Source organism: Streptococcus sp. D2 (assembly GCF_006385825.1).
GTDB classification, from domain to species: Bacteria; Bacillota; Bacilli; order Lactobacillales; family Streptococcaceae; genus Streptococcus; species Streptococcus shenyangsis.
The window spans coordinates 16,181-35,122 of sequence record NZ_VFSI01000012.1 but is presented as its reverse complement, the minus strand read 5'-3'; the positions used below and the strand labels follow the sequence as shown (position 1 = coordinate 35,122).

Here is an 18,942-nt window from a genome sequence, read left to right as displayed (position 1 = left end):
GATATGATAAAGATTTTATACGTTAACGGCGGGAGTATGGATAGAGGCGGTGTATCTACCTTTATGATGAATGTTTATGAAAAAATGCATTCTGAAAACATTCAAATTGATTTTTTAGTCCATACATTGTCCAAAGGTGTACGCGATGAAGATATTTTAAATCTTGGAGGTAAAATCTTTAGAGTTCCTGCCAGAGGAAGGAATCCTTTAAAAAATTATCGTCAAATTAAGCAAATTATGCTGAATGGAAAATATGATGTAGTTCATGCGCATGCTGATGCAGGAAATAGTACAATTTTATCTATTGCAAAAGAGTGTAATATTCCTATTCGTATTTCACATTGCCATAATACAAACTATACAAACAAAAGTTTATTGAAGAGGTTTTTGAATGACCAATTCAAGAAGCAAATTCCGAAATATGCTACTCATCTATGGGCTTGTTCGGAAAAAGCAGGAGAGTGGTTGTATGGTAATCACTCTTTTGAAGTTATTCCTAATGCTATTGATGTTCAAAAGTTCATCTATAGTCCACAATTATCTAAAGATTTGCGTAAGGAATTAAATTTAGAAAATAAGTTTGTTATTGGTCATGTAGGACGATTTGATTATCAGAAAAATCATGATTTTCTTCTTAAAGTTTTTGTGGAAGTTGTACATGAAAGAGAAGATGCTCATCTCGTTCTGATCGGTAAAGGAGAATTGGAAGAGATTATTAAAAAGCAAGCAAATCAATTAGGAATATTGGATAAGATTAGTTTTTTAGGTGAGTCTTCTAATGTAAACAAATTGATTAATGTATTTGATGTAGGTGTTTTCCCATCTCTTTTTGAAGGTTTTGGTATAGCTGTGCTAGAGATGCAAATCAACGGTTTACCATTAGTAGTTTCTGATAATTTTCCAAGTGAGATTAATTTAACTGACAATATACGTTTTTTATCATTGGATGAAACAGTTAAATATTGGTGTGAAACGATTTTGGATACCAAAGGACGGGATAGTGGGGCAGTTGATAAAATTATTGCTAAGGGTTATAACCTGTCTGATATGGTTAATAAGTTAACAAAAACTTATGAAAGAATTGTAGATAAATCATGAAAAAAGTATTATTTGTAACTAATATTCCATCGCCTTATCGTGTGGATTTCTATAATCAACTTGGGAAATTTGTAGATTTAACTGTTATTTTTGAAGCAACAGGAGCTCAAGATATTAGATTTGATTATCGTGAGACTTTTAAAAATTTTACCGCCATTTTTTTAAGTGAAGGTAATATTGATGAGAAGAAATTAAATTCAGCTATATTCCAGTATTTAATTCCTGAAAAGTATGACTATATTTTTTTGACTAACTATTCTTATCGAACAGAATTATTTGGTTATTTAAAGTGTATTTTTTCTAAGATACCGTTTGTATTAGAAATTGATGGCGGTAAGATACCAGAAAGCGAGAATTTTTTAAAATACCAGTTTAAAAAATTTATTCTTACGAAACCCTACTATTATTTTAGCCCAAGTCAGTCCAGTGATGATTTCTTAGCGTATTATCATGTGAATAAAGAAAATATTTATCGGTATTCATTTACTTCCTTATCAGAGAAAGACATACGACATCAAATTGTCGATGAGGAAGAAAAACAATTTTTAAGAAAGAAACTGGGATTCAGTCCAACTAAAAAAACAATTTTATTTGTTGGTAGAATCATCCCTGGTAAAGGTGTGGATGTTTTAATCAAGGCTGTTCAGAATTTATCAGACAATGTACAATGTTTGATTGTAGGAGCAAGTCCTGATAGTGAATACAAACAATACTTGCTTGATCTTATTGGACAAGATAGCCGTTTTCATTTTATTGATTTTTTACAGACATCTGAACTGAAACAATACTACAAGCTATCTGATATATTTGTTTTACCAACAAAGTCTGATGTTTGGGGACTTGTTGTAAACGAGGCAATGTCGCAGGGACTTCCTGTTATTTCTACATCTGCATGTGTTGCTGCAATTGAACTTGTTTCGAATGGTTATAATGGATATGTTATTGATAGGGTCGATGACTGGAAAGCTATTTTTCAAAAGTTAAGCCAAGTATTACAAGATGATTCATTACGAGTTCAATTATCTCAAAACGCTTTATCTACTATTAAACACTATACTATTGAAACAATGGTTGAAGAGCATTTGAAATTTATGGAGGAAAAATGAGGATATCTATTGCAATGACAACTTATAATGGAGCTGATTATTTGCTAGAGCAGCTAGAATCGCTTCGTACTCAGAGTTTAATGGCTGATGAAGTTATTATTGTTGATGATTGTTCAACAGATAATACAGTTGATTTACTTAATATGTATATTCAGAAGTATCATCTCGATAATTGGGTATTGATAAAAAACTCATCTAATATAGGTTGGAGAAAAAACTTTAGAAAAGCGCTTCAAAAGACAACAGGAGATGTAGTTTTTCTTTGTGATCAAGATGATATTTGGAATAAAGATAAAATTTCACTGATGGTAAAAGAGTTTCATAAATCGCCGTCAATAGAACTATTGGCTAGTAACTATGAGATTCTCGATTTTGGTAGAAATGATAAAGTCAAGATTAGGGATGTTGAGTTAGATAATGGTGCTGTAGTCCCGTTTTCGTTAAAAAACAAGAGTATTTCTGTTATGAGACCAGGATGTACTTTTGCAGTTAAGCGTGAGTTAATAGTTCTGTTAGAAAAGTATGATATAGATAGATTTGGCCATGATAATATTTTATGGAATCTAGCTATGATAAGAGGAACTCTATATCTATACTTAAAACGCTTAATACATTTTCGTCGCCACGAAACAAGTGCTTCTGCTCCTAACCAATCTCTTAATCGTGAACGGCGAGTTGTTGAAGTGGATACTAGTTATCAAATTGCAGTTTTCTTACTTGATGTGGCTCGTAAAGAATATTTAGACATAAAAATAATTTCTCAACTTGAAAATATGGCAATGGTTCTTGAGAGACGTAGAGATATTTTAAAAGATGGTACTCTTATGCAAATAGTTCATTTCCAATTGAAGTATTATGCTTATTATCCTACATTCCGCAATTTAATATCAGATATATTAGTGTTTTTAAAAAAATAATGAGAGAGAAGAGTTTTGAGTAAAATTTCTAAAAATTATCTATATAACTTAATTTATCAAGTGGTAGTTTTAATATTACCACTATTGATTACTCCATATGTTGCTAGAATATTGGGCGCACACCAGTTGGGAATTTACGATTATGCCAATTCAATCGTTACTTTGATTTATACTTTAGGTTTACTAGGTATCGGTCACTATGGAAATCGCGAATGTGCCTATACTAGAGATGATAAAGAGGAACTATCAGAGACATTTTGGAGTATTTTGGCTATTCAGATTATTTTAGGATTTTTTTCACTATTCTTCTTATACATTTTTTCTAACATAAATTCAAATTATCAAGTTTATTTTCAACTTTTTTCCATTTGGCTTTTTGGGTCTATTCTTGATTGTACGTGGTTCTATCGTGGCTTAGAGGAAATGCAGTATGTTGTATTAAAAAACATTATTGCTAAGTTATTATTTACGATAGCGACCTTCTTATTTGTAAAAAGCGAAACAGATCTAGCTCTATATGTGCTCATATATGGTCTCTCTGTTTTAGTAGCCAATTTATCAGCTTATAGTCAACTAAGGATGTTTATTAGTAGACCAAAGATAAATATTAATCGTTTTACGGAGATTATTTTAGGGAGTCTCAAACTATTTTTACCAAGTATCATCATGCAAATTATGTTATCTGCTGATAAAATTGTTCTAGGGTCTTTAAGTTCTGGAATCAGCAATGTTTCTTACTATAGTAATGCAGAGAAGATTATACAGATACCACTCTCTTTAATAGTGGTATTAAATTCTGTTATGATGCCCCGAATAGCAAATGAATTTCGTAATAGACGGTTAGAAAATATGAAAAAGTATCTGACAACTGCAGCTGAATTTTCTTTGTTCTTAGCTGTTCCATTGTCGATTGGTCTTTATGCTATTGCAGATACTTTTGTTCCGTGGTTTTTAGGCGAAAGTTTTATGCCATCTATAGATGCTCTTAAATGGCTTGCTCCTATTGCTGTTGGCAATGCTTTACTAGGAGTCTCAGGTAGTCAGTATTTTGTTGCAGTTAATAAAACAAAAGTATTATTCTTTTCTAATACTTTAGCTGCAATTTTAAATATTCTATTAGATTTGTTACTTGCTCCAATGTTTGGAGTAGTAGGTGTTTGTTTAGCAACTATAGTATCACTTACTTCATCTGTTATAGTTCAATACTATATAATGTCAAAGGATATACCTGTTTTACCTATTTTGAAGTCATTATTTAAATATCTTATTTATTCTATGATAATGGGGATAATTATTATTGTTCCCTTCAGAGGATATCCAGCAAATTATGGAACAACTATTAAGCAAATCGTTCTTGGGATAGTAGTTTACTTTGGCTTGAGCTTGTTGACACGAGATGTATTTGTTTTTCAAGCATTAGATTTTGTAAAGAAAGGATTCAAAAAAAGTAGATGATTTCAGCTTTATTTTATATAAGTTTTTTAACAAATCTATTAGTCGTAGTCAATAGGATACGTATAAATTTTCTAGCATTTTTATCTTGGTTGGTTTTGTTTTTTATCTATGCAGGAAATATCCGAGAAGGATTTTCAGATTTAACTCATTATCGTGCAAGATATGCTGTAGGAAAAAGTAGTCTGTATTTTTCAGACCATGCGTATAATTTTTTTGCAGATTGGTTTTCACATCACTCCATCTCTTTTCAAGTTTTTTTAGCATGTATTTTTCTATTCTCCTCAGCATGTTTCTATTTTGTTGCTAAAAAATTGCATTGTAATTATAATCTTCTGATTTTATTGTTATCTCTTTTTTACTTCTTTTATACTTTAGAAGTTCTAAGATTCTTTTTAGCAGCTAGTGTAGCACTTATAGCGCATTATTATCTTTCACAAAATCATCGATTCATATTCATAGGATTGATGTTCATAGCGTTTCTATTTCATGGATCTATTATTTATTTCTTACCATTTGTTATTTTTTATAGACAAAAAAATACCAGTAAGATGCTATGGGCATTGGTATTTATATCTACGGTGTTAATTGTGACAAATCTATTGGTAGGTAATAATTCTAGCTACTTGACTAAAATATTTGAACTGTTAGGGAGCGAGGCAACTAAAAGTCGTGTTATGTATTATACAGCGAAATCGACTCGTCTTGGTTTTATATTGTATGATAGTTACTATGTTTTCAACCTACTAATTAGTATTAACCTCAAAAAGATTGCAAAAACAGTTTCAAATGTCCCTCAGGAAGTGACCAATTTTATAAACTTGGTGTATCAACATAGCTTTTTTAGTACAATTTTTTTACCCCTAATTATGTTTAGTACAGCATTTACTCGCTATTTAATTTTTACTGTTGTTTTAAATTTTATAGCTATTGCAGCTTTACAACCATTTATGCAACAATCATTTATAAAATTAAAGAATGGGCTTTATATTATTTTCGGAGTTTTAGGTGCTACTTGTTTTTGGTGGTATCTAAGAGAAAATGTCCTTTATTTTTATGAGGCACTTTTGCCAAATTTATTTAACTGATTTTATATTCTTTATGTCTGTACTTTGCAAACACTATGAGAGTGGTTTATAATATAAAAATATAAAGAAATACGGTATAGCTATTTCTTTAGAAAGTGGAAATTTAAATGATTAATTACAGCGCAGATGAATTAGATATGATTCAGAAGCTTGAACTCAAAATATTAAAAGAAATTATTCGAATATGTAAAAAAGAAAATATAGAGTATTTTTTAATTGGTGGAAGTGCTCTTGGAGCAATACGTCATGAAGGATTTATACCATGGGATGACGATATTGATGTTGGTATGACACGTGAGAATTATGATAACTTTTTAAGAGTAGTTGAACAGTATTTAGGAGAAGAGTTTTATTTACAATCACCATCCTCTGATAGAAATTCTCCCTATTCTTACAGTAAACTAATGTTAAAAGGGACTTTGTTCTTAGAGTATGCTCAAAGGAATTTAAAAACACAAAGTGGTATTTATGTAGATATTTTTCCATTTGATGAGGTTCCAGATAATGAGTCAGAAAATGAGAGACAATTTAAAGCGGTACAGTTTTATAAAAAGTTATATGTGATGAGGATGTTACCAACAGTTTCTAAGGCTCCTGAGAATTTGATTCAAGGTTTAAAAGCTATTCTAAGGAGATGCATTCATTATAGCTTAAGATTAATTCCTAAAAGTTTAATACTAAAAAAAATTGATCAATTTTCTAGATTATATAATGGAACAAATCAATCTGCATTTGCTTGTTTAGATTTTCCAGTAAGAAATGTAGAATATGTTTTAAAAACAACACTATATCCCCTAATTGAACATAAATTTGAGGAAATCACAATTTTATTACCTGGTGATTTTCATCAATACTTGACTACACATTATGGTGAGTACATGAAATTGCCACCTTTAGAAGAACGTGTTGGGCATAGACCATATTTGATTGATTTAGGAACATATGGAAAGGAAGAAAAATGAAGAGAGTGATTACTTACGGGACTTTTGATTTGCTTCATTACGGTCATATCAATTTATTGAAGCGTGCTAAAGATTTAGGAGATTATTTAATAGTAGCTCTATCTACTGATGAATTTAATCTTCAAAAAGATAAGATTTCATATTTTGATTATCAACAACGTAAAATTTTGCTTGAATCTATTCGTTATGTAGATCTGGTGATTCCTGAGATTTCATGGGAACAAAAACGAGAAGATGTAAAGAAATATTATGCTGATATCTTTGTTATTGGTGATGATTGGGAAGGTAAGTTTGATTTTTTGAAAGATGAGGGTGTAGAAGTAGTATATTTACCTCGTACTGAAGAAATTTCTACTACACAGATTAAAGAAGATTTAAACAAGACCAAAGGTGGAAAATAATATGTCACAATTTACAGGAAAAACTCTCCTAATTACAGGAGGGACAGGTTCATTTGGGAATGCGGTTCTCAAGCGTTTTTTAGAAACAGATATCTCAGAGATTCGTATCTTTTCGCGAGATGAAAAAAAACAAGATGATATGCGTCATGAGTTTCAGGTAAAAGTACCAGAAGTAGCTGGGAAAATCCGTTTTTACCTCGGAGATGTGCGGGACTTGGCTTCGGTAAAAAATGCTATGCATGGTGTGGATTATGTTTTTCATGCTGCTGCTCTGAAACAGGTACCTTCTTGTGAATTTTTCCCTGTAGAAGCGGTAAAAACTAATATTTTGGGAACTGAGAATGTTCTTACTGCAGCTATCGAAGCTGGTGTAAAGCAAGTTATCTGTCTTTCTACAGATAAGGCAGCTTATCCTGTTAATGCTATGGGAACATCCAAGGCTATGATGGAAAAGATTGCTGTTGCTAAGTCCCGGACGGTAAATCCTGAGCATACAAAGATATGTGTGACTCGCTATGGGAATGTTCTATGTAGCCGAGGATCTGTAGTTCCTCTTTGGATTGAGCAAATTAAGCAAGGAAATGCTCTTACAATTACTGAACCTAGCATGACACGTTTTGTAATGACATTGGAAGAAGCAGTAGATTTAGTTTTATTTGCATTTAAAGAAGGAAAATCTGGAGATATACTAGTTCAGAAAGCACCAGCATGTACGATTGAAGTTTTGGCTAAGGCTGTATCAGAAATTTTTGTCTCAAAACAAGATATTAAGATTATAGGTATTAGACACGGAGAAAAGATGTATGAAACACTACTAACTAATGAAGAGTGTGCAAATGCAATTGATTTGGGTGATTTTTATAGAGTTCCTAGTGATAATCGTAATCTTAACTATGATAAGTATTTCAAAGATGGTAGTACGAATAGAAATTTGTTGACAGAATTCAATAGTAATAATACTGATTTGATGGATGTAGAGCAAGTTAAAAGAAAGTTGCTAGAATTAGATGAAATACAGACAGCAATTCGTGATATGGTAGCAGATGAAGAGATGTAAAATCTTTTAAGATACATTAAATTATCAAGGATATATAATGTATCATGTATTGTCGAGAGAGTTGATTATTAAAATAGCATATAAAACAAGGAGGGTGCATGATTAAAAATGTTTTAATCACAGGAGCGAAAGGATTTGTAGGAAAAAATCTTATCTGTACTCTGGAAGCTTTGAAGGATGGGCGAGATAGAACTCGTCCTAATTTAGAGATTGGAGAGATTTTTCAGTATGATCGTGATACAGATCCAATTTTATTAGAAGAATATTGTAAGAAGGCCGATTTTGTATTCCATTTAGCTGGTGTCAATCGTCCACAGAACCCTGATGAATTTATGGAGGGAAATTACGGTTTTTCAAGTAGATTATTAGAGATTTTAGAAAAGTATGAAAACACTTGTCCTGTTCTACTCTCGAGCTCTACTCAAGCTAGTTTAGAAGGCCGATTTGCGAACTCTGTATATGGGCAATCTAAGCTAGCAGGGGAAGAACTCTTCTTTGAATATGGAAAGAAAACGGGAGCACCTGTCTTAGTTTACCGTTTCCCGAATCTTTATGGGAAGTGGTGCCGTCCTAACTACAATTCTGCTGTAGCAACTTTCTGTCATAATCTAGCCCATGATTTACCTATTCAAGTAAATGATCCAAGTGTAGAATTGGAGTTGCTGTATATTGATGATTTGATACAAGAGTGTCTAACTGCATTGGAAGGAAATCCTCATCGTTGTAATCTAGATGGATTACAAATCTTACCTAGCCCATCAGGAAACTACTGCTATGTACCAACGACTTATCATGTAACTTTAGGAAAGATTGTTACTCTGTTAGAAACATTTAAAAAACAGCCAGATAGTTTAGTTATGCCTGAAATTCCTCAAGGATCTTTTGAAAAGAAATTGTATTCTACCTACCTATCTTATTTACCAGTGGATAAGTTTAAGTTTCCTCTAAAAATGAATATAGATGAACGAGGTAGTTTTACGGAACTATTAAAAACAGAAAATGCGGGTCAATTTTCTGTCAATATTTCTAAACCTGGCATTACCAAAGGGCAACATTGGCATCATTCTAAATGGGAATTTTTCATGGTTGTTTCTGGTCGTGCTTTAATACAAGAGCGTAGGATAGGGCTGGATGAAAACGGACAAGAATATCCTATTCTGAACTTTGAAGTGTCGGGCGATAAGATTGAAGCCATACATATGATACCGGGTTATGCACATAATATTATTAATCTTTCCGATACAGAAAATCTAGTTACTGTAATGTGGGCTAATGAGTCATTTGATCCTAGCCATCCAGATACTTTTTTTGAACAAGTGGAGAAATAAATGAAAATTAAGACGGATTATAGTGATATTCGCTTTAAAGATAATGGCAAACTTAAGTTATTGATTATTGTGGGAACACGTCCAGAGATTATACGTCTAAGTAGTGTTATCACTAAATGTCGAAAGTATTTTGATGTTGTTTTGGCACATACTGGACAAAACTATGATTATAATTTAAATGGTATTTTCTTTGATGATTTAGGTTTAGACACTCCAGATGTATATATGGATGCTGTCGGAGATGATCTTGGTGCTACTGTAGGGAATATTATTAATACTTCCTACAAATTGATGAATCAAATTAAACCAGATGCTTTATTGATTTTAGGGGATACAAATTCTTGTTTATCCGCTATTGCTGCCAAACGTTTACATATTCCAATTTTTCATATGGAGGCTGGCAATCGCTGTAAGGATGAGTGTCTACCGGAAGAGACTAATCGTAGGATTGTTGATATTATTTCAGATGTTAACTTGGCATATTCTGAACATGCTCGTAAGTATTTACATGAGTGTGGTTTACCTAAAGAGCGCACGTACGTAACTGGTTCTCCTATGGCAGAAGTGTTACATAAAAATTTATCTGCCATTGAGTCTTCAGATATCCATGAACGTTTGGGATTGAAAAAAGGAGGTTATATTCTACTTTCAGCTCACCGTGAGGAAAATATTGATACAGATAAAAATTTTCTCTCTCTCTTTACGGCAATTAATAAATTAGCTGAAAAGTATAATATGCCAATCTTGTATTCTTGCCATCCTCGATCTAAGAAAAGGCTAAAAGAGAGCGGTTTTGAACTAGATAAACGTGTGATTCAGCATGAGCCACTAGGATTCCATGATTATAATTGTTTACAGATGAATGCGTTTGTTGTAGTATCTGATTCGGGAACTTTACCAGAAGAAAGTAGTTTCTTTACTAGTCAAGGTTATCCTTTTCCTGCTGTATGTATTCGTACAAGTACAGAACGTCCTGAGTCCCTAGATAAGGCAGGATTTATTTTGGCAGGTATTGATGAAAATTCTCTTCTTCAAGCAGTTGAAACTGCTGTTAGCTTGGCAGAAGATGAGGATTTTGGCTTACCTGTACCAGACTATGTTGAGGAAAATGTCTCTACTAAAGTTGTTAAGATAATACAGAGCTATACAGGGATAGTGGATAAAATAGTTTGGCGGAAAAACTGAATTGTATATTTTTAATAAAATAATCAATTCTTAATAGAAGAGGAATAAAATTGAACGTATTTGATGGAAATGTCTTACTTGATAGTCGAGAGATAGCCAATCTATTGGATTTTTGCCTTGTTTTTGCGCCCTATGTTTGATAGAATGAAGTAACAACACTTTAACAATTGCAGTGAGGTGATAATGATGGCAGTATTTTTTAAAGATGTACTTATTGAAGAGAATACTGATGAAGAAAAACAACATATTTTATCCATTTTAAATGGTGAGTATGACTTATCTGATGATGTAAGTCGTAGATTAAGACAACTGAATGAGGAAAGTAATCGCTTGGAAGTGTTTGTTAAGGAGACGAACTCACTTGTCTAGTTCACATTTTGTTAATGAATTGAAATCAATAAGTATCTCATTGTCATTTTTTTACGACGAGGAAGTTAGAGATTTCTAATAGCTCTCCGGTTACTATGTAATTTAGCATTGAAAAACTAAGAAATGGTGAAATTATGTTTTTTACACAGTTATTTGAAATATCCTTAGGAATTGATTTTTAATTGTATACAAACAAAGTAGAATTCGCTTATTTCATTTTATGCTAAATATAATATGAAATAAGTGAATTTTTATAGATAAAGAAGAGTTTTTCTGTATTTTTTTAGATAATAATTTGAAAAAATGTGATGATTATTTTCCTTTTGGAGCAGTACATAATTAATAGTAATTGACTCTAAAACAACAAAGAAAGGTACCCTACTATGAAAGGTATTATTCTAGCAGGTGGTTCGGGGACACGTTTATATCCTTTGACCCGAGCTGCATCAAAACAACTTATGCCGGTTTATGATAAACCGATGATTTACTACCCACTTTCAACATTGATGTTGGCTGGGATTAGGGATATTTTGATTATTTCAACTCCACAAGATTTACATCGATTCCAAGAGCTTCTTCAAGACGGATCTGAGTTTGGGATTAAACTTTCTTATGCAGAGCAACCAAGTCCAGATGGTTTGGCACAAGCTTTTATCATTGGGGAAGAGTTTATTGGTGGTGATAGCGTTGCGCTAATCTTAGGTGACAATATCTACCACGGGCCTGGCCTTTCTAAGATGCTACAAAAGGCAGCTAGTAAGGAGTCAGGAGCAACTGTCTTTGGCTATCATGTGAAGGATCCAGAACGCTTTGGTGTTGTTGAGTTTGACAAGGATATGAACGCTATTTCTATCGAAGAAAAGCCAGAGCATCCACGTTCAAATTATGCAGTTACAGGTCTCTATTTCTATGATAATGATGTAGTAGAAATTTCTAAAAGTATAAAACCAAGCCCTCGTGGTGAATTGGAAATTACAGACGTTAACAAGGCTTATCTGAATCGTGGAGATTTATCCGTTGAGCTTATGGGACGTGGCTTTGCTTGGCTGGATACTGGAACTCATGAAAGTTTATTAGAGGCTTCACAGTACATCGAGACAGTGCAACGTATGCAAAATGTTCAGGTAGCAAACTTGGAAGAAATTGCTTACCGCATGGGCTATATCAGTCGCGAAGATGTTTTGGCCTTAGCTCAACCGCTTAAGAAAAATGAATACGGGCAGTATCTGCTCCGTTTGATAGGAGAAGCATAGATGACAGATGAATTTTTCGGCAAGAGGCTTGCAGCACGCAAGGTTGAGGCTATTCCAGGCATGTTGGAATTTGATATCCCTGTTCATGGCGATAATCGTGGCTGGTTTAAAGAAAATTTCCAAAAGGAAAAAATGCTCCCACTTGGATTTCCAGAGTCTTTCTTTGCAGAAGGGAAATTACAAAACAATGTATCCTTCTCACGCAAAAATGTCCTTCGTGGCCTCCACGCAGAACCTTGGGATAAGTACATCTCTGTAGCAGACGGAGGGAAAGTTCTGGGGTCTTGGGTTGATCTACGCGAGGGTGAAACCTTTGGGAATACCTATCAGACAGTAATTGATGCAAGCAAGGGAATTTTTGTTCCTCGAGGCGTGGCCAATGGCTTTCAAGTTCTATCAGATACAGTTTCTTATAGTTATCTGGTCAATGATTACTGGGCTCTTGAACTCAAACCCAAGTATGCCTTTGTGAACTACGCTGATCCAAGTCTTGGCATCGAATGGGAAAATCTTTCAGAAGCAGAGGTTTCAGAAGCAGATAAAAATCATCCACTACTTAAGGATGTAAAACCTTTAAAAAAAGAAGATTTGTAAAGTATGAAGGAATTTTTAGAATCTAGAGAATCAAAAAAAATACAATTACATTTAGGATTATCAATTATCCTCTTGTCTCTAGTTGCGACAATAAAAGGGGGAGTTAATTCAGGAAATACATTTCAATTTTTGGAATGTTTATCAATCGGTGTCTCAGCATTTTTGATTACTTTTATAGGAATGTTTGGGAATGAAAAAATTTTTGATAATTGGAAGGGAATTTTTAATAAAAAGAGTAAGGGGGAGAAAATATTCTTTCTTATAATTCCAATTGTTTTGTTATTATTACTTTCTGTTTTTTATTATTTATTTAATAAAGTTCCTGATTTTTTCAAATTCTTGAATAAAGAGCTTGATTTTCCTCAAGAAGATTATTTGATAATAAGTATTAATGATATATTTAGATACTTTATGGTTTTAGTATGGAACTTTGTATGTTACATAGTAACTAGTATGATGATTTCGATGGAATTAACATTTATTGGGATAATATTTTTTGATAGAATTTCAGAGTATTATTCACAGATTGGAGAAAAGAAAATAAATGACTGAATACAAAAATATTATCGTGACAGGTGGAGCTGGTTTTATCGGTTCTAACTTTGTCCATTATGTTTACGAGAACTTTCCAGATGTTCACGTGACAGTATTAGACAAGTTGACTTATGCTGGGAACCGCGCTAATATTGAGGAAATTTTAGGTGATCGTGTTGAGTTAGTTGTTGGGGACATTGCGGATGCAGAGTTGGTAGACAAGTTGGCAGCTCAAGCAGATGCTATTGTTCACTATGCTGCTGAGAGTCACAATGATAATTCACTCAATGATCCATCGCCATTTATTCATACTAACTTTATCGGAACCTATACTCTTTTGGAAGCTACACGTAAATACGATATTCGTTTCCACCATGTATCGACAGATGAAGTTTATGGGGATCTCCCTCTACGTGAGGATTTACCAGGTCATGGTGAAGGTCCAGGTGAGAAATTTACTGCTGAAACAAAATACAATCCAAGTTCTCCGTACTCATCAACCAAGGCTGCCTCAGACTTGATTGTCAAAGCCTGGGTGCGTTCTTTTGGAGTCAAAGCAACGATTTCTAACTGTTCAAATAACTATGGTCCTTATCAACACATCGAAAAATTTATCCCACGTCAGATTACCAACATCCTAAGTGGAATTAAGCCAAAACTGTATGGTGAAGGAAAGAACGTTCGTGATTGGATTCATACCAATGACCATTCTTCAGGTGTTTGGACAATCTTAACAAAAGGTCAAATCGGTGAAACCTACTTGATTGGTGCTGATGGCGAGAAGAACAACAAGGAAGTTTTGGAACTTATCCTTAAGGAAATGGGACAAGCTGCGGATGCCTATGATCATGTGACTGACCGTGCAGGACATGATCTTCGTTATGCGATTGATGCAAGTAAACTCCGTGATGAATTAGGTTGGAGACCAGAATTTACTAACTTTGAAGCTGGACTCAAGGAAACAATCAAGTGGTATGCAGATAATCAAGAATGGTGGAAAGCAGAGAAAGAAGCTGTTGAAGCCAATTATGCTAAGACTCAGGAGATTATTACATTATAAAAAGCAGGAAATAACTGCTTTTTATTGCTATATTGGAAAGGGTTACATATTAGAAAGGGCTATAGATGATTTTAATTACAGGAGCAAAAGGCCAATTAGGAACTGAACTTCGTTATTTATTAGATGAACGTAATGAAGAATATGTGGCAGTAGATGTGGCTGAGATGGACATTACCAATGCAGAAATGGTTGAGAAGGTTTTTGAAGAGGTGAAACCAACTTTAGTCTACCACTGTGCAGCCTACACAGCTGTTGATGCAGCAGAGGATGAAGGGAAAGAATTGGATTTTGCCATCAATGTGACGGGGACAGAAAATGTCGCAAAAGCATCTGAAAAGCATGGTGCGACTTTAGTTTATATTTCTACCGACTATGTCTTTGACGGTAAGAAACCAGTTGGACAAGAGTGGGAAGTTGATGACCGACCAGATCCACAGACAGAATATGGACGCACTAAGCGTATGGGAGAAGAATTAGTTGAGAAGTATGTGTCTAATTTCTATATTATCCGTACTGCATGGGTATTTGGAAATTATGGCAAAAACTTCGTTTTTACCATGCAAAATCTTGCGAAAAATCATAAGACTTTAACAGTTGTAAATGACCAGCACGGTCGTCCGACTTGGACTCGTACCTTGGCTGAGTTCATGACCTACCTAGCTGAAAATCGCAAGGAATTTGGTTATTATCATTTGTCAAATGATGCGACAGAAGACACGACTTGGTATGATTTTGCAGTTGAAATTTTGAAAGATACAGATGTGGAAATCAAGCCAGTAGATTCCAGTCAATTTCCAGCAAAAGCTAAACGCCCCCTAAACTCAACGATGAGCCTGACTAAAGCTAAAGCTACTGGATTTGTCATTCCAACTTGGCAAGATGCCTTGAAAGAATTTTACAAACAAGAAGTGAGATAAGTAGTGGAATGATTTTCTAGTCTAATAAAAGAGGCAGATAATAAACTCCAAAGGAGCATAAGATGTACGATTATCTTGTTGTTGGTGCTGGTCTCTTTGGTGCAGTCTTTGCCCATGAAGTAGCCTTAAAAGGAAAAAAAGTAAAAGTCATTGAAAAACGAAATCATATCGCGGGTAATATCTATACTCGTGAAGAGGAAGGAATTCAAGTTCATCAGTATGGTGCTCATATCTTCCATACTTCTGATAAGGAGATTTGGGATTATGTAAATCAGTTTGCAGAGTTTAACCGTTACACAAATTCTCCTGTTGCAAACTATAAGGGAGAGATTTATAACCTTCCTTTTAATATGAATACTTTCAATAAACTCTGGGGAGTTGTAACGCCAGCAGAAGCACAAGCGAAGATTGATGAGCAACGTGCTGTTTTAAATGGCAAAACTCCTGAAAATTTGGAAGAACAGGCGATCTCTCTTGTAGGTACAGACATCTACGAAAAATTAATCAAAGACTATACAGAGAAACAGTGGGGCAAGCCAACTACGGAACTTCCAGCCTTCATCATTCGCCGTTTGCCAGTACGCCTGACCTACGATAACAACTATTTTAACGATACCTATCAAGGGATTCCGATTGGTGGATATACTCAAATAGTTGAAAAAATGTTGGATCATGAAAGCATTGATGTAGAAACAAATGTTGATTTCTTCGCGAATAAAGAGCAATATCTGAAAGATTTTCCTAAGATTGTCTTTACGGGTATGATTGATGAATTCTTCGACTATGAGTTGGGTGAACTAGAGTACCGTAGTCTTCGTTTTCAAAACGAGACCTTGGATATGGAGAATTACCAAGGAAATGCAGTTGTCAACTATACAGATGCTGATACCCCATATACTCGCATTATTGAACACAAACATTTTGAGTTTGGAAATCAAGCAAAGACTATCATTACTAAAGAATATTCTAAAACATGGGAAAAAGGTGATGAGCCTTATTATCCAGTAAATAATGATCGTAATAATCATTTATATAAATCATATAAAAAATTGGCTTATGAGCAAGGCAATGTTATCTTTGGTGGCCGTTTAGGACACTATCGTTATTACGATATGCACCAAGTAATTGGAGCAGCCTTACAGTGTGTGAGAAATGAGTTAGATTAAACAAGTAAAACTGACTCCCAGTTATTATTTAGAAATAGTATAAAAAATTCCTTGACTATGTAATGTAGTTGAGGGATTTTTTGATATTATTCATATTTTTGCAAAGTTGTTGTTTAAAAAATAATTTTCTAAAATTCAGAAAATTCTATTGACAGAACATGAAAAAGGGTCTATAATGAATAAAAAAACAAAGGAGAAGACTATGAAAACAAGAAAAGTATTGGCTCTTGCGGGAGTGACTTTATTAGCAGCGGGTGTTTTAGCTGCTTGTTCAGGGGGCTCAGGCGCTAAAGGTGAGCAGACCTTCGCATTTACCTACGAGACAGACCCAGATAATCTTAACTATTTGACAACCAGTAAGGCAGCTACTTCAAATATTACTAGTAACGTCATTGATGGCTTGCTTGAAAATGATAAATATGGGAACCTTGTTCCTTCATTGGCAGAAGACTGGTCGGTTTCTAAGGATGGCTTGACTTATACTTATAAGATTCGTGAGGATGCCAAGTGGTACACATCTGAGGGAGAAGAGTATGCTCCTGTTAAGGCACAGGACTTTGTGACAGGTCTTAAATATGCAACAGATAAGAAATCACAAGCCCTTTACTTGGTACAGGATTCGATTAAAGGTTTGGATGCCTACGCTAAAGGGGAAAATAAAGATTTTTCTCAAGTTGGGATTAAAGCGCTTGATGATCAAACAGTTCAATACACATTGAACAAACCTGAAAGTTTTTGGAATTCTAAAACAACAATGGGTGTCTTGGCACCAGTTAATGAAGAGTTTTTGAACTCAAAAGGGGATGATTTTGCCAAAGCTACGGATCCAAGCAGTATCTTGTACAATGGTCCTTATTTGTTGAAATCTATTGTGGCTAAATCTTCCGTTGAATTTGCGAAAAATCCGAACTACTGGGATAAGGACAATGTTCATGTTGACAAGATCAAATTGTCATTCTGGGATGGTCAAGACACCAGCAAACCAGCAGAGAATTTTAAGGATGGAAGCTTTACAGCAGCTAGACTTTATCCAACAAATGCAAGTTTTGCAGAGCTTGAGAAGAGTATGAAAGACAATATCGTTTATACTCAACAAGACTCTACGACTTATTTAGTAGGGACAAATATTGACCGTCAATCTTATAAACACACATCTAAGACCAGCGACGAACAAAAGACTTCTACCAAAAAGGCTCTCTTAAACAAGGATTTCCGTCAGGCTATTGCCTTTGGTTTTGACCGTACAGCCTATGCTTCACAAGTGAACGGTGCTAGTGGTGCCAGCAAAATCTTGCGTAATCTCTTTGTTCCACCAACATTTGTTCAATCAGATGGTAAAAACTTTGGCGATATGGTCAAGGAAAAATTAGTAACTTATGGAGATGAATGGAAGGATGTTAATCTTGCCGATGCCCAAGATGGTCTTTACAATCCAGACAAGGCTAAGGCTGAATTTGCGAAGGCTAAGTCAGCTTTACAGGCAGAAGGCGTGACCTTCCCAATTCATTTGGATATGCCAGTTGACCAGACAGCAACTACAAAAGTTCAACGCGTACAGTCTTTTAAACAATCGGTTGAAGAAACCTTGGGTGCAGATAATGTCGTAATTGATATTCAACAATTACAAAAAGATGAAGTCTTGAATATTACCTACTTTGCTGAGACAGCAGCTGGGGAAGATTGGGATATTTCAGATAATGTTGGTTGGAGTCCTGACTTTGCCGATCCATCAACTTACCTCGATATTATCAAACCATCAGCTGGTGAAAACACTAAAACCTACCTTGGCTTTGATGCTGGTACAGATAATGCTGCAGCTAAAACTGTTGGTCTAAACGACTATGAGAAATTAGTAACTGAAGCTGGAAATGAGACAACAGACGTAGCAAAACGTTATGATAAATACGCAGCTGCACAAGCTTGGTTGACAGATAGTGCCTTGATTATCCCAACAACAACACTTACTGGTCGCCCAATCTTGTCTAAGATGGTACCATTTACGATGCCGTTTGCCTTCTCTGGTAACAAGGGGACAAGCGATCCGCTCCTATACAAATACTTGGAACTTCAAGACAAGGCAGTCACTGTAGAGGAATACCAAAAAGCCCAAGAAAAATGGATGAAAGAAAAAGAAGAATCCAATAAAAAAGCGCAAGAAGACCTTGTGAAACATGTGAAATAAAGGTAAGGGAGTTTGGTTTGTAGCCGACTCCTTTATATGTCTTTCTAGTAGAGGGAGTTGAATCTAGAATAATACAGCCTATTGAGTCTACAATACTACACCATTGTTTCTAGAACATTGTTAGAAATTATACTCAATGAAAATCAAAGAGCAAACTAGAAATCCAGTCGCAGACTGCTCAAAAAACTGTTTTGAGGTTGTAGATAAGACTGACGAAGTCACTCACACACACATATATATATATATATAGCAAGGTGAAGCTGACGTGGTTTG

Annotated in this window: 18 protein-coding genes; all 18 read left to right on the top strand. The window is 34.5% G+C overall.

Annotated features, from left to right (window positions below; genetic code table 11):
* Positions 1-3 precede the first annotated feature (3 nt).
* The 18 genes from FJR73_RS07825 to FJR73_RS07740 all read left to right on the top strand — a co-directional run bounded on the left by FJR73_RS07825 (position 4) and on the right by FJR73_RS07740 (position 18,669).
* The gene (locus FJR73_RS07825) at positions 4-1,098 is read left to right on the top strand and encodes a glycosyltransferase family 1 protein (protein WP_140834295.1); all 1,095 of its coding nucleotides are present in this window, start codon (positions 4-6) and stop codon (positions 1,096-1,098) included.
* Positions 1,095-2,204, top strand: coding sequence for a glycosyltransferase family 4 protein (locus FJR73_RS07820; protein ID WP_140834292.1), 1,110 nt, complete (start codon positions 1,095-1,097; stop codon positions 2,202-2,204). Before FJR73_RS07825 ends, FJR73_RS07820 begins: the two co-directional genes overlap by 4 nt.
* On the top strand, positions 2,201-3,121 hold the full coding sequence (locus FJR73_RS07815; protein WP_140834290.1) for a glycosyltransferase family 2 protein: 921 nt from the start codon (positions 2,201-2,203) through the stop codon (positions 3,119-3,121). Before FJR73_RS07820 ends, FJR73_RS07815 begins: the two co-directional genes overlap by 4 nt.
* Positions 3,122-3,136: 15 nt before the next feature.
* Positions 3,137-4,576 (top strand): flippase, encoded by a 1,440-nt coding sequence (locus FJR73_RS07810; protein ID WP_140834288.1) that lies wholly within the window; start codon positions 3,137-3,139, stop codon positions 4,574-4,576.
* The gene (locus tag FJR73_RS07805) at positions 4,573-5,661 is read left to right on the top strand and encodes an EpsG family protein (protein ID WP_140834286.1); all 1,089 of its coding nucleotides are present in this window, start codon (positions 4,573-4,575) and stop codon (positions 5,659-5,661) included. The genes FJR73_RS07810 and FJR73_RS07805 overlap by 4 nt, the downstream gene beginning before the upstream one ends.
* A gap of 107 nt (positions 5,662-5,768) precedes the next feature.
* On the top strand, positions 5,769-6,623 hold the full coding sequence (locus tag FJR73_RS07800; RefSeq protein WP_140834284.1) for a phosphorylcholine transferase LicD: 855 nt from the start codon (positions 5,769-5,771) through the stop codon (positions 6,621-6,623).
* Entirely contained in the window at positions 6,620-7,024 is a 405-nt protein-coding gene (gene tagD / locus FJR73_RS07795; RefSeq protein WP_000832255.1) for a glycerol-3-phosphate cytidylyltransferase, read from the top strand. Before FJR73_RS07800 ends, tagD begins: the two co-directional genes overlap by 4 nt.
* A gap of 1 nt (position 7,025) precedes the next feature.
* The gene (cps4J, locus tag FJR73_RS07790) at positions 7,026-8,081 is read left to right on the top strand and encodes a capsular polysaccharide biosynthesis protein Cps4J (RefSeq protein WP_140834282.1); all 1,056 of its coding nucleotides are present in this window, start codon (positions 7,026-7,028) and stop codon (positions 8,079-8,081) included.
* 98 nt (positions 8,082-8,179) lie between these two features.
* Complete coding sequence (gene cps4K / locus FJR73_RS07785) at positions 8,180-9,409, top strand: capsular polysaccharide biosynthesis protein Cps4K (protein WP_140834280.1); 1,230 nt, start codon at positions 8,180-8,182, stop codon at positions 9,407-9,409.
* Positions 9,410-10,594, top strand: coding sequence for a capsular polysaccharide biosynthesis protein Cps4L (gene cps4L / locus FJR73_RS07780; protein ID WP_000695336.1), 1,185 nt, complete (start codon positions 9,410-9,412; stop codon positions 10,592-10,594). It abuts the gene before it with no gap.
* A 186-nt stretch (positions 10,595-10,780) separates the two neighbouring features.
* Complete coding sequence (locus FJR73_RS07775) at positions 10,781-10,963, top strand: hypothetical protein (RefSeq protein WP_140834330.1); 183 nt, start codon at positions 10,781-10,783, stop codon at positions 10,961-10,963.
* A 383-nt stretch (positions 10,964-11,346) separates the two neighbouring features.
* Positions 11,347-12,216, top strand: a complete 870-nt coding sequence (rfbA, locus tag FJR73_RS07770) for a glucose-1-phosphate thymidylyltransferase RfbA (RefSeq protein ID WP_140834278.1) — start codon at positions 11,347-11,349, stop codon at positions 12,214-12,216.
* Positions 12,217-12,810 (top strand): dTDP-4-dehydrorhamnose 3,5-epimerase family protein, encoded by a 594-nt coding sequence (locus FJR73_RS07765; protein ID WP_140834276.1) that lies wholly within the window; start codon positions 12,217-12,219, stop codon positions 12,808-12,810.
* A gap of 3 nt (positions 12,811-12,813) precedes the next feature.
* Positions 12,814-13,362, top strand: a complete 549-nt coding sequence (locus FJR73_RS07760) for a hypothetical protein (RefSeq protein WP_140834274.1) — start codon at positions 12,814-12,816, stop codon at positions 13,360-13,362.
* The gene (gene rfbB, locus FJR73_RS07755) at positions 13,355-14,404 is read left to right on the top strand and encodes a dTDP-glucose 4,6-dehydratase (protein WP_140834272.1); all 1,050 of its coding nucleotides are present in this window, start codon (positions 13,355-13,357) and stop codon (positions 14,402-14,404) included. The genes FJR73_RS07760 and rfbB overlap by 8 nt, the downstream gene beginning before the upstream one ends.
* Before the next feature lie 65 nt (positions 14,405-14,469).
* Positions 14,470-15,321: a dTDP-4-dehydrorhamnose reductase gene (gene rfbD, locus FJR73_RS07750; protein WP_140834271.1), complete on the top strand. Its 852-nt coding sequence runs from the start codon at positions 14,470-14,472 to the stop codon at positions 15,319-15,321.
* A gap of 62 nt (positions 15,322-15,383) precedes the next feature.
* Positions 15,384-16,487, top strand: coding sequence for a UDP-galactopyranose mutase (glf, locus tag FJR73_RS07745; protein WP_140834269.1), 1,104 nt, complete (start codon positions 15,384-15,386; stop codon positions 16,485-16,487).
* Between the two features lie 202 nt (positions 16,488-16,689).
* The gene (locus tag FJR73_RS07740) at positions 16,690-18,669 is read left to right on the top strand and encodes a peptide ABC transporter substrate-binding protein (protein WP_140834267.1); all 1,980 of its coding nucleotides are present in this window, start codon (positions 16,690-16,692) and stop codon (positions 18,667-18,669) included.
* Positions 18,670-18,942 lie beyond the last annotated feature (273 nt).

Coding starts and splice junctions, on each gene's coding strand:
- FJR73_RS07825 (WP_140834295.1), top strand. CDS start 4: ATGATAAAGATTTTATACGTTAACGGCGGGAGTATGGATAGAGGCGGT.
- FJR73_RS07820 (WP_140834292.1), top strand. CDS start 1,095: ATGAAAAAAGTATTATTTGTAACTAATATTCCATCGCCTTATCGTGTG.
- FJR73_RS07815 (WP_140834290.1), top strand. CDS start 2,201: ATGAGGATATCTATTGCAATGACAACTTATAATGGAGCTGATTATTTG.
- FJR73_RS07805 (WP_140834286.1), top strand. CDS start 4,573: ATGATTTCAGCTTTATTTTATATAAGTTTTTTAACAAATCTATTAGTC.
- FJR73_RS07800 (WP_140834284.1), top strand. CDS start 5,769: ATGATTAATTACAGCGCAGATGAATTAGATATGATTCAGAAGCTTGAA.
- tagD (WP_000832255.1), top strand. CDS start 6,620: ATGAAGAGAGTGATTACTTACGGGACTTTTGATTTGCTTCATTACGGT.
- cps4J (WP_140834282.1), top strand. CDS start 7,026: ATGTCACAATTTACAGGAAAAACTCTCCTAATTACAGGAGGGACAGGT.
- cps4K (WP_140834280.1), top strand. CDS start 8,180: ATGATTAAAAATGTTTTAATCACAGGAGCGAAAGGATTTGTAGGAAAA.
- cps4L (WP_000695336.1), top strand. CDS start 9,410: ATGAAAATTAAGACGGATTATAGTGATATTCGCTTTAAAGATAATGGC.
- FJR73_RS07775 (WP_140834330.1), top strand. CDS start 10,781: ATGGCAGTATTTTTTAAAGATGTACTTATTGAAGAGAATACTGATGAA.
- rfbA (WP_140834278.1), top strand. CDS start 11,347: ATGAAAGGTATTATTCTAGCAGGTGGTTCGGGGACACGTTTATATCCT.
- FJR73_RS07765 (WP_140834276.1), top strand. CDS start 12,217: ATGACAGATGAATTTTTCGGCAAGAGGCTTGCAGCACGCAAGGTTGAG.
- FJR73_RS07760 (WP_140834274.1), top strand. CDS start 12,814: ATGAAGGAATTTTTAGAATCTAGAGAATCAAAAAAAATACAATTACAT.
- rfbB (WP_140834272.1), top strand. CDS start 13,355: ATGACTGAATACAAAAATATTATCGTGACAGGTGGAGCTGGTTTTATC.
- rfbD (WP_140834271.1), top strand. CDS start 14,470: ATGATTTTAATTACAGGAGCAAAAGGCCAATTAGGAACTGAACTTCGT.
- glf (WP_140834269.1), top strand. CDS start 15,384: ATGTACGATTATCTTGTTGTTGGTGCTGGTCTCTTTGGTGCAGTCTTT.
- FJR73_RS07740 (WP_140834267.1), top strand. CDS start 16,690: ATGAAAACAAGAAAAGTATTGGCTCTTGCGGGAGTGACTTTATTAGCA.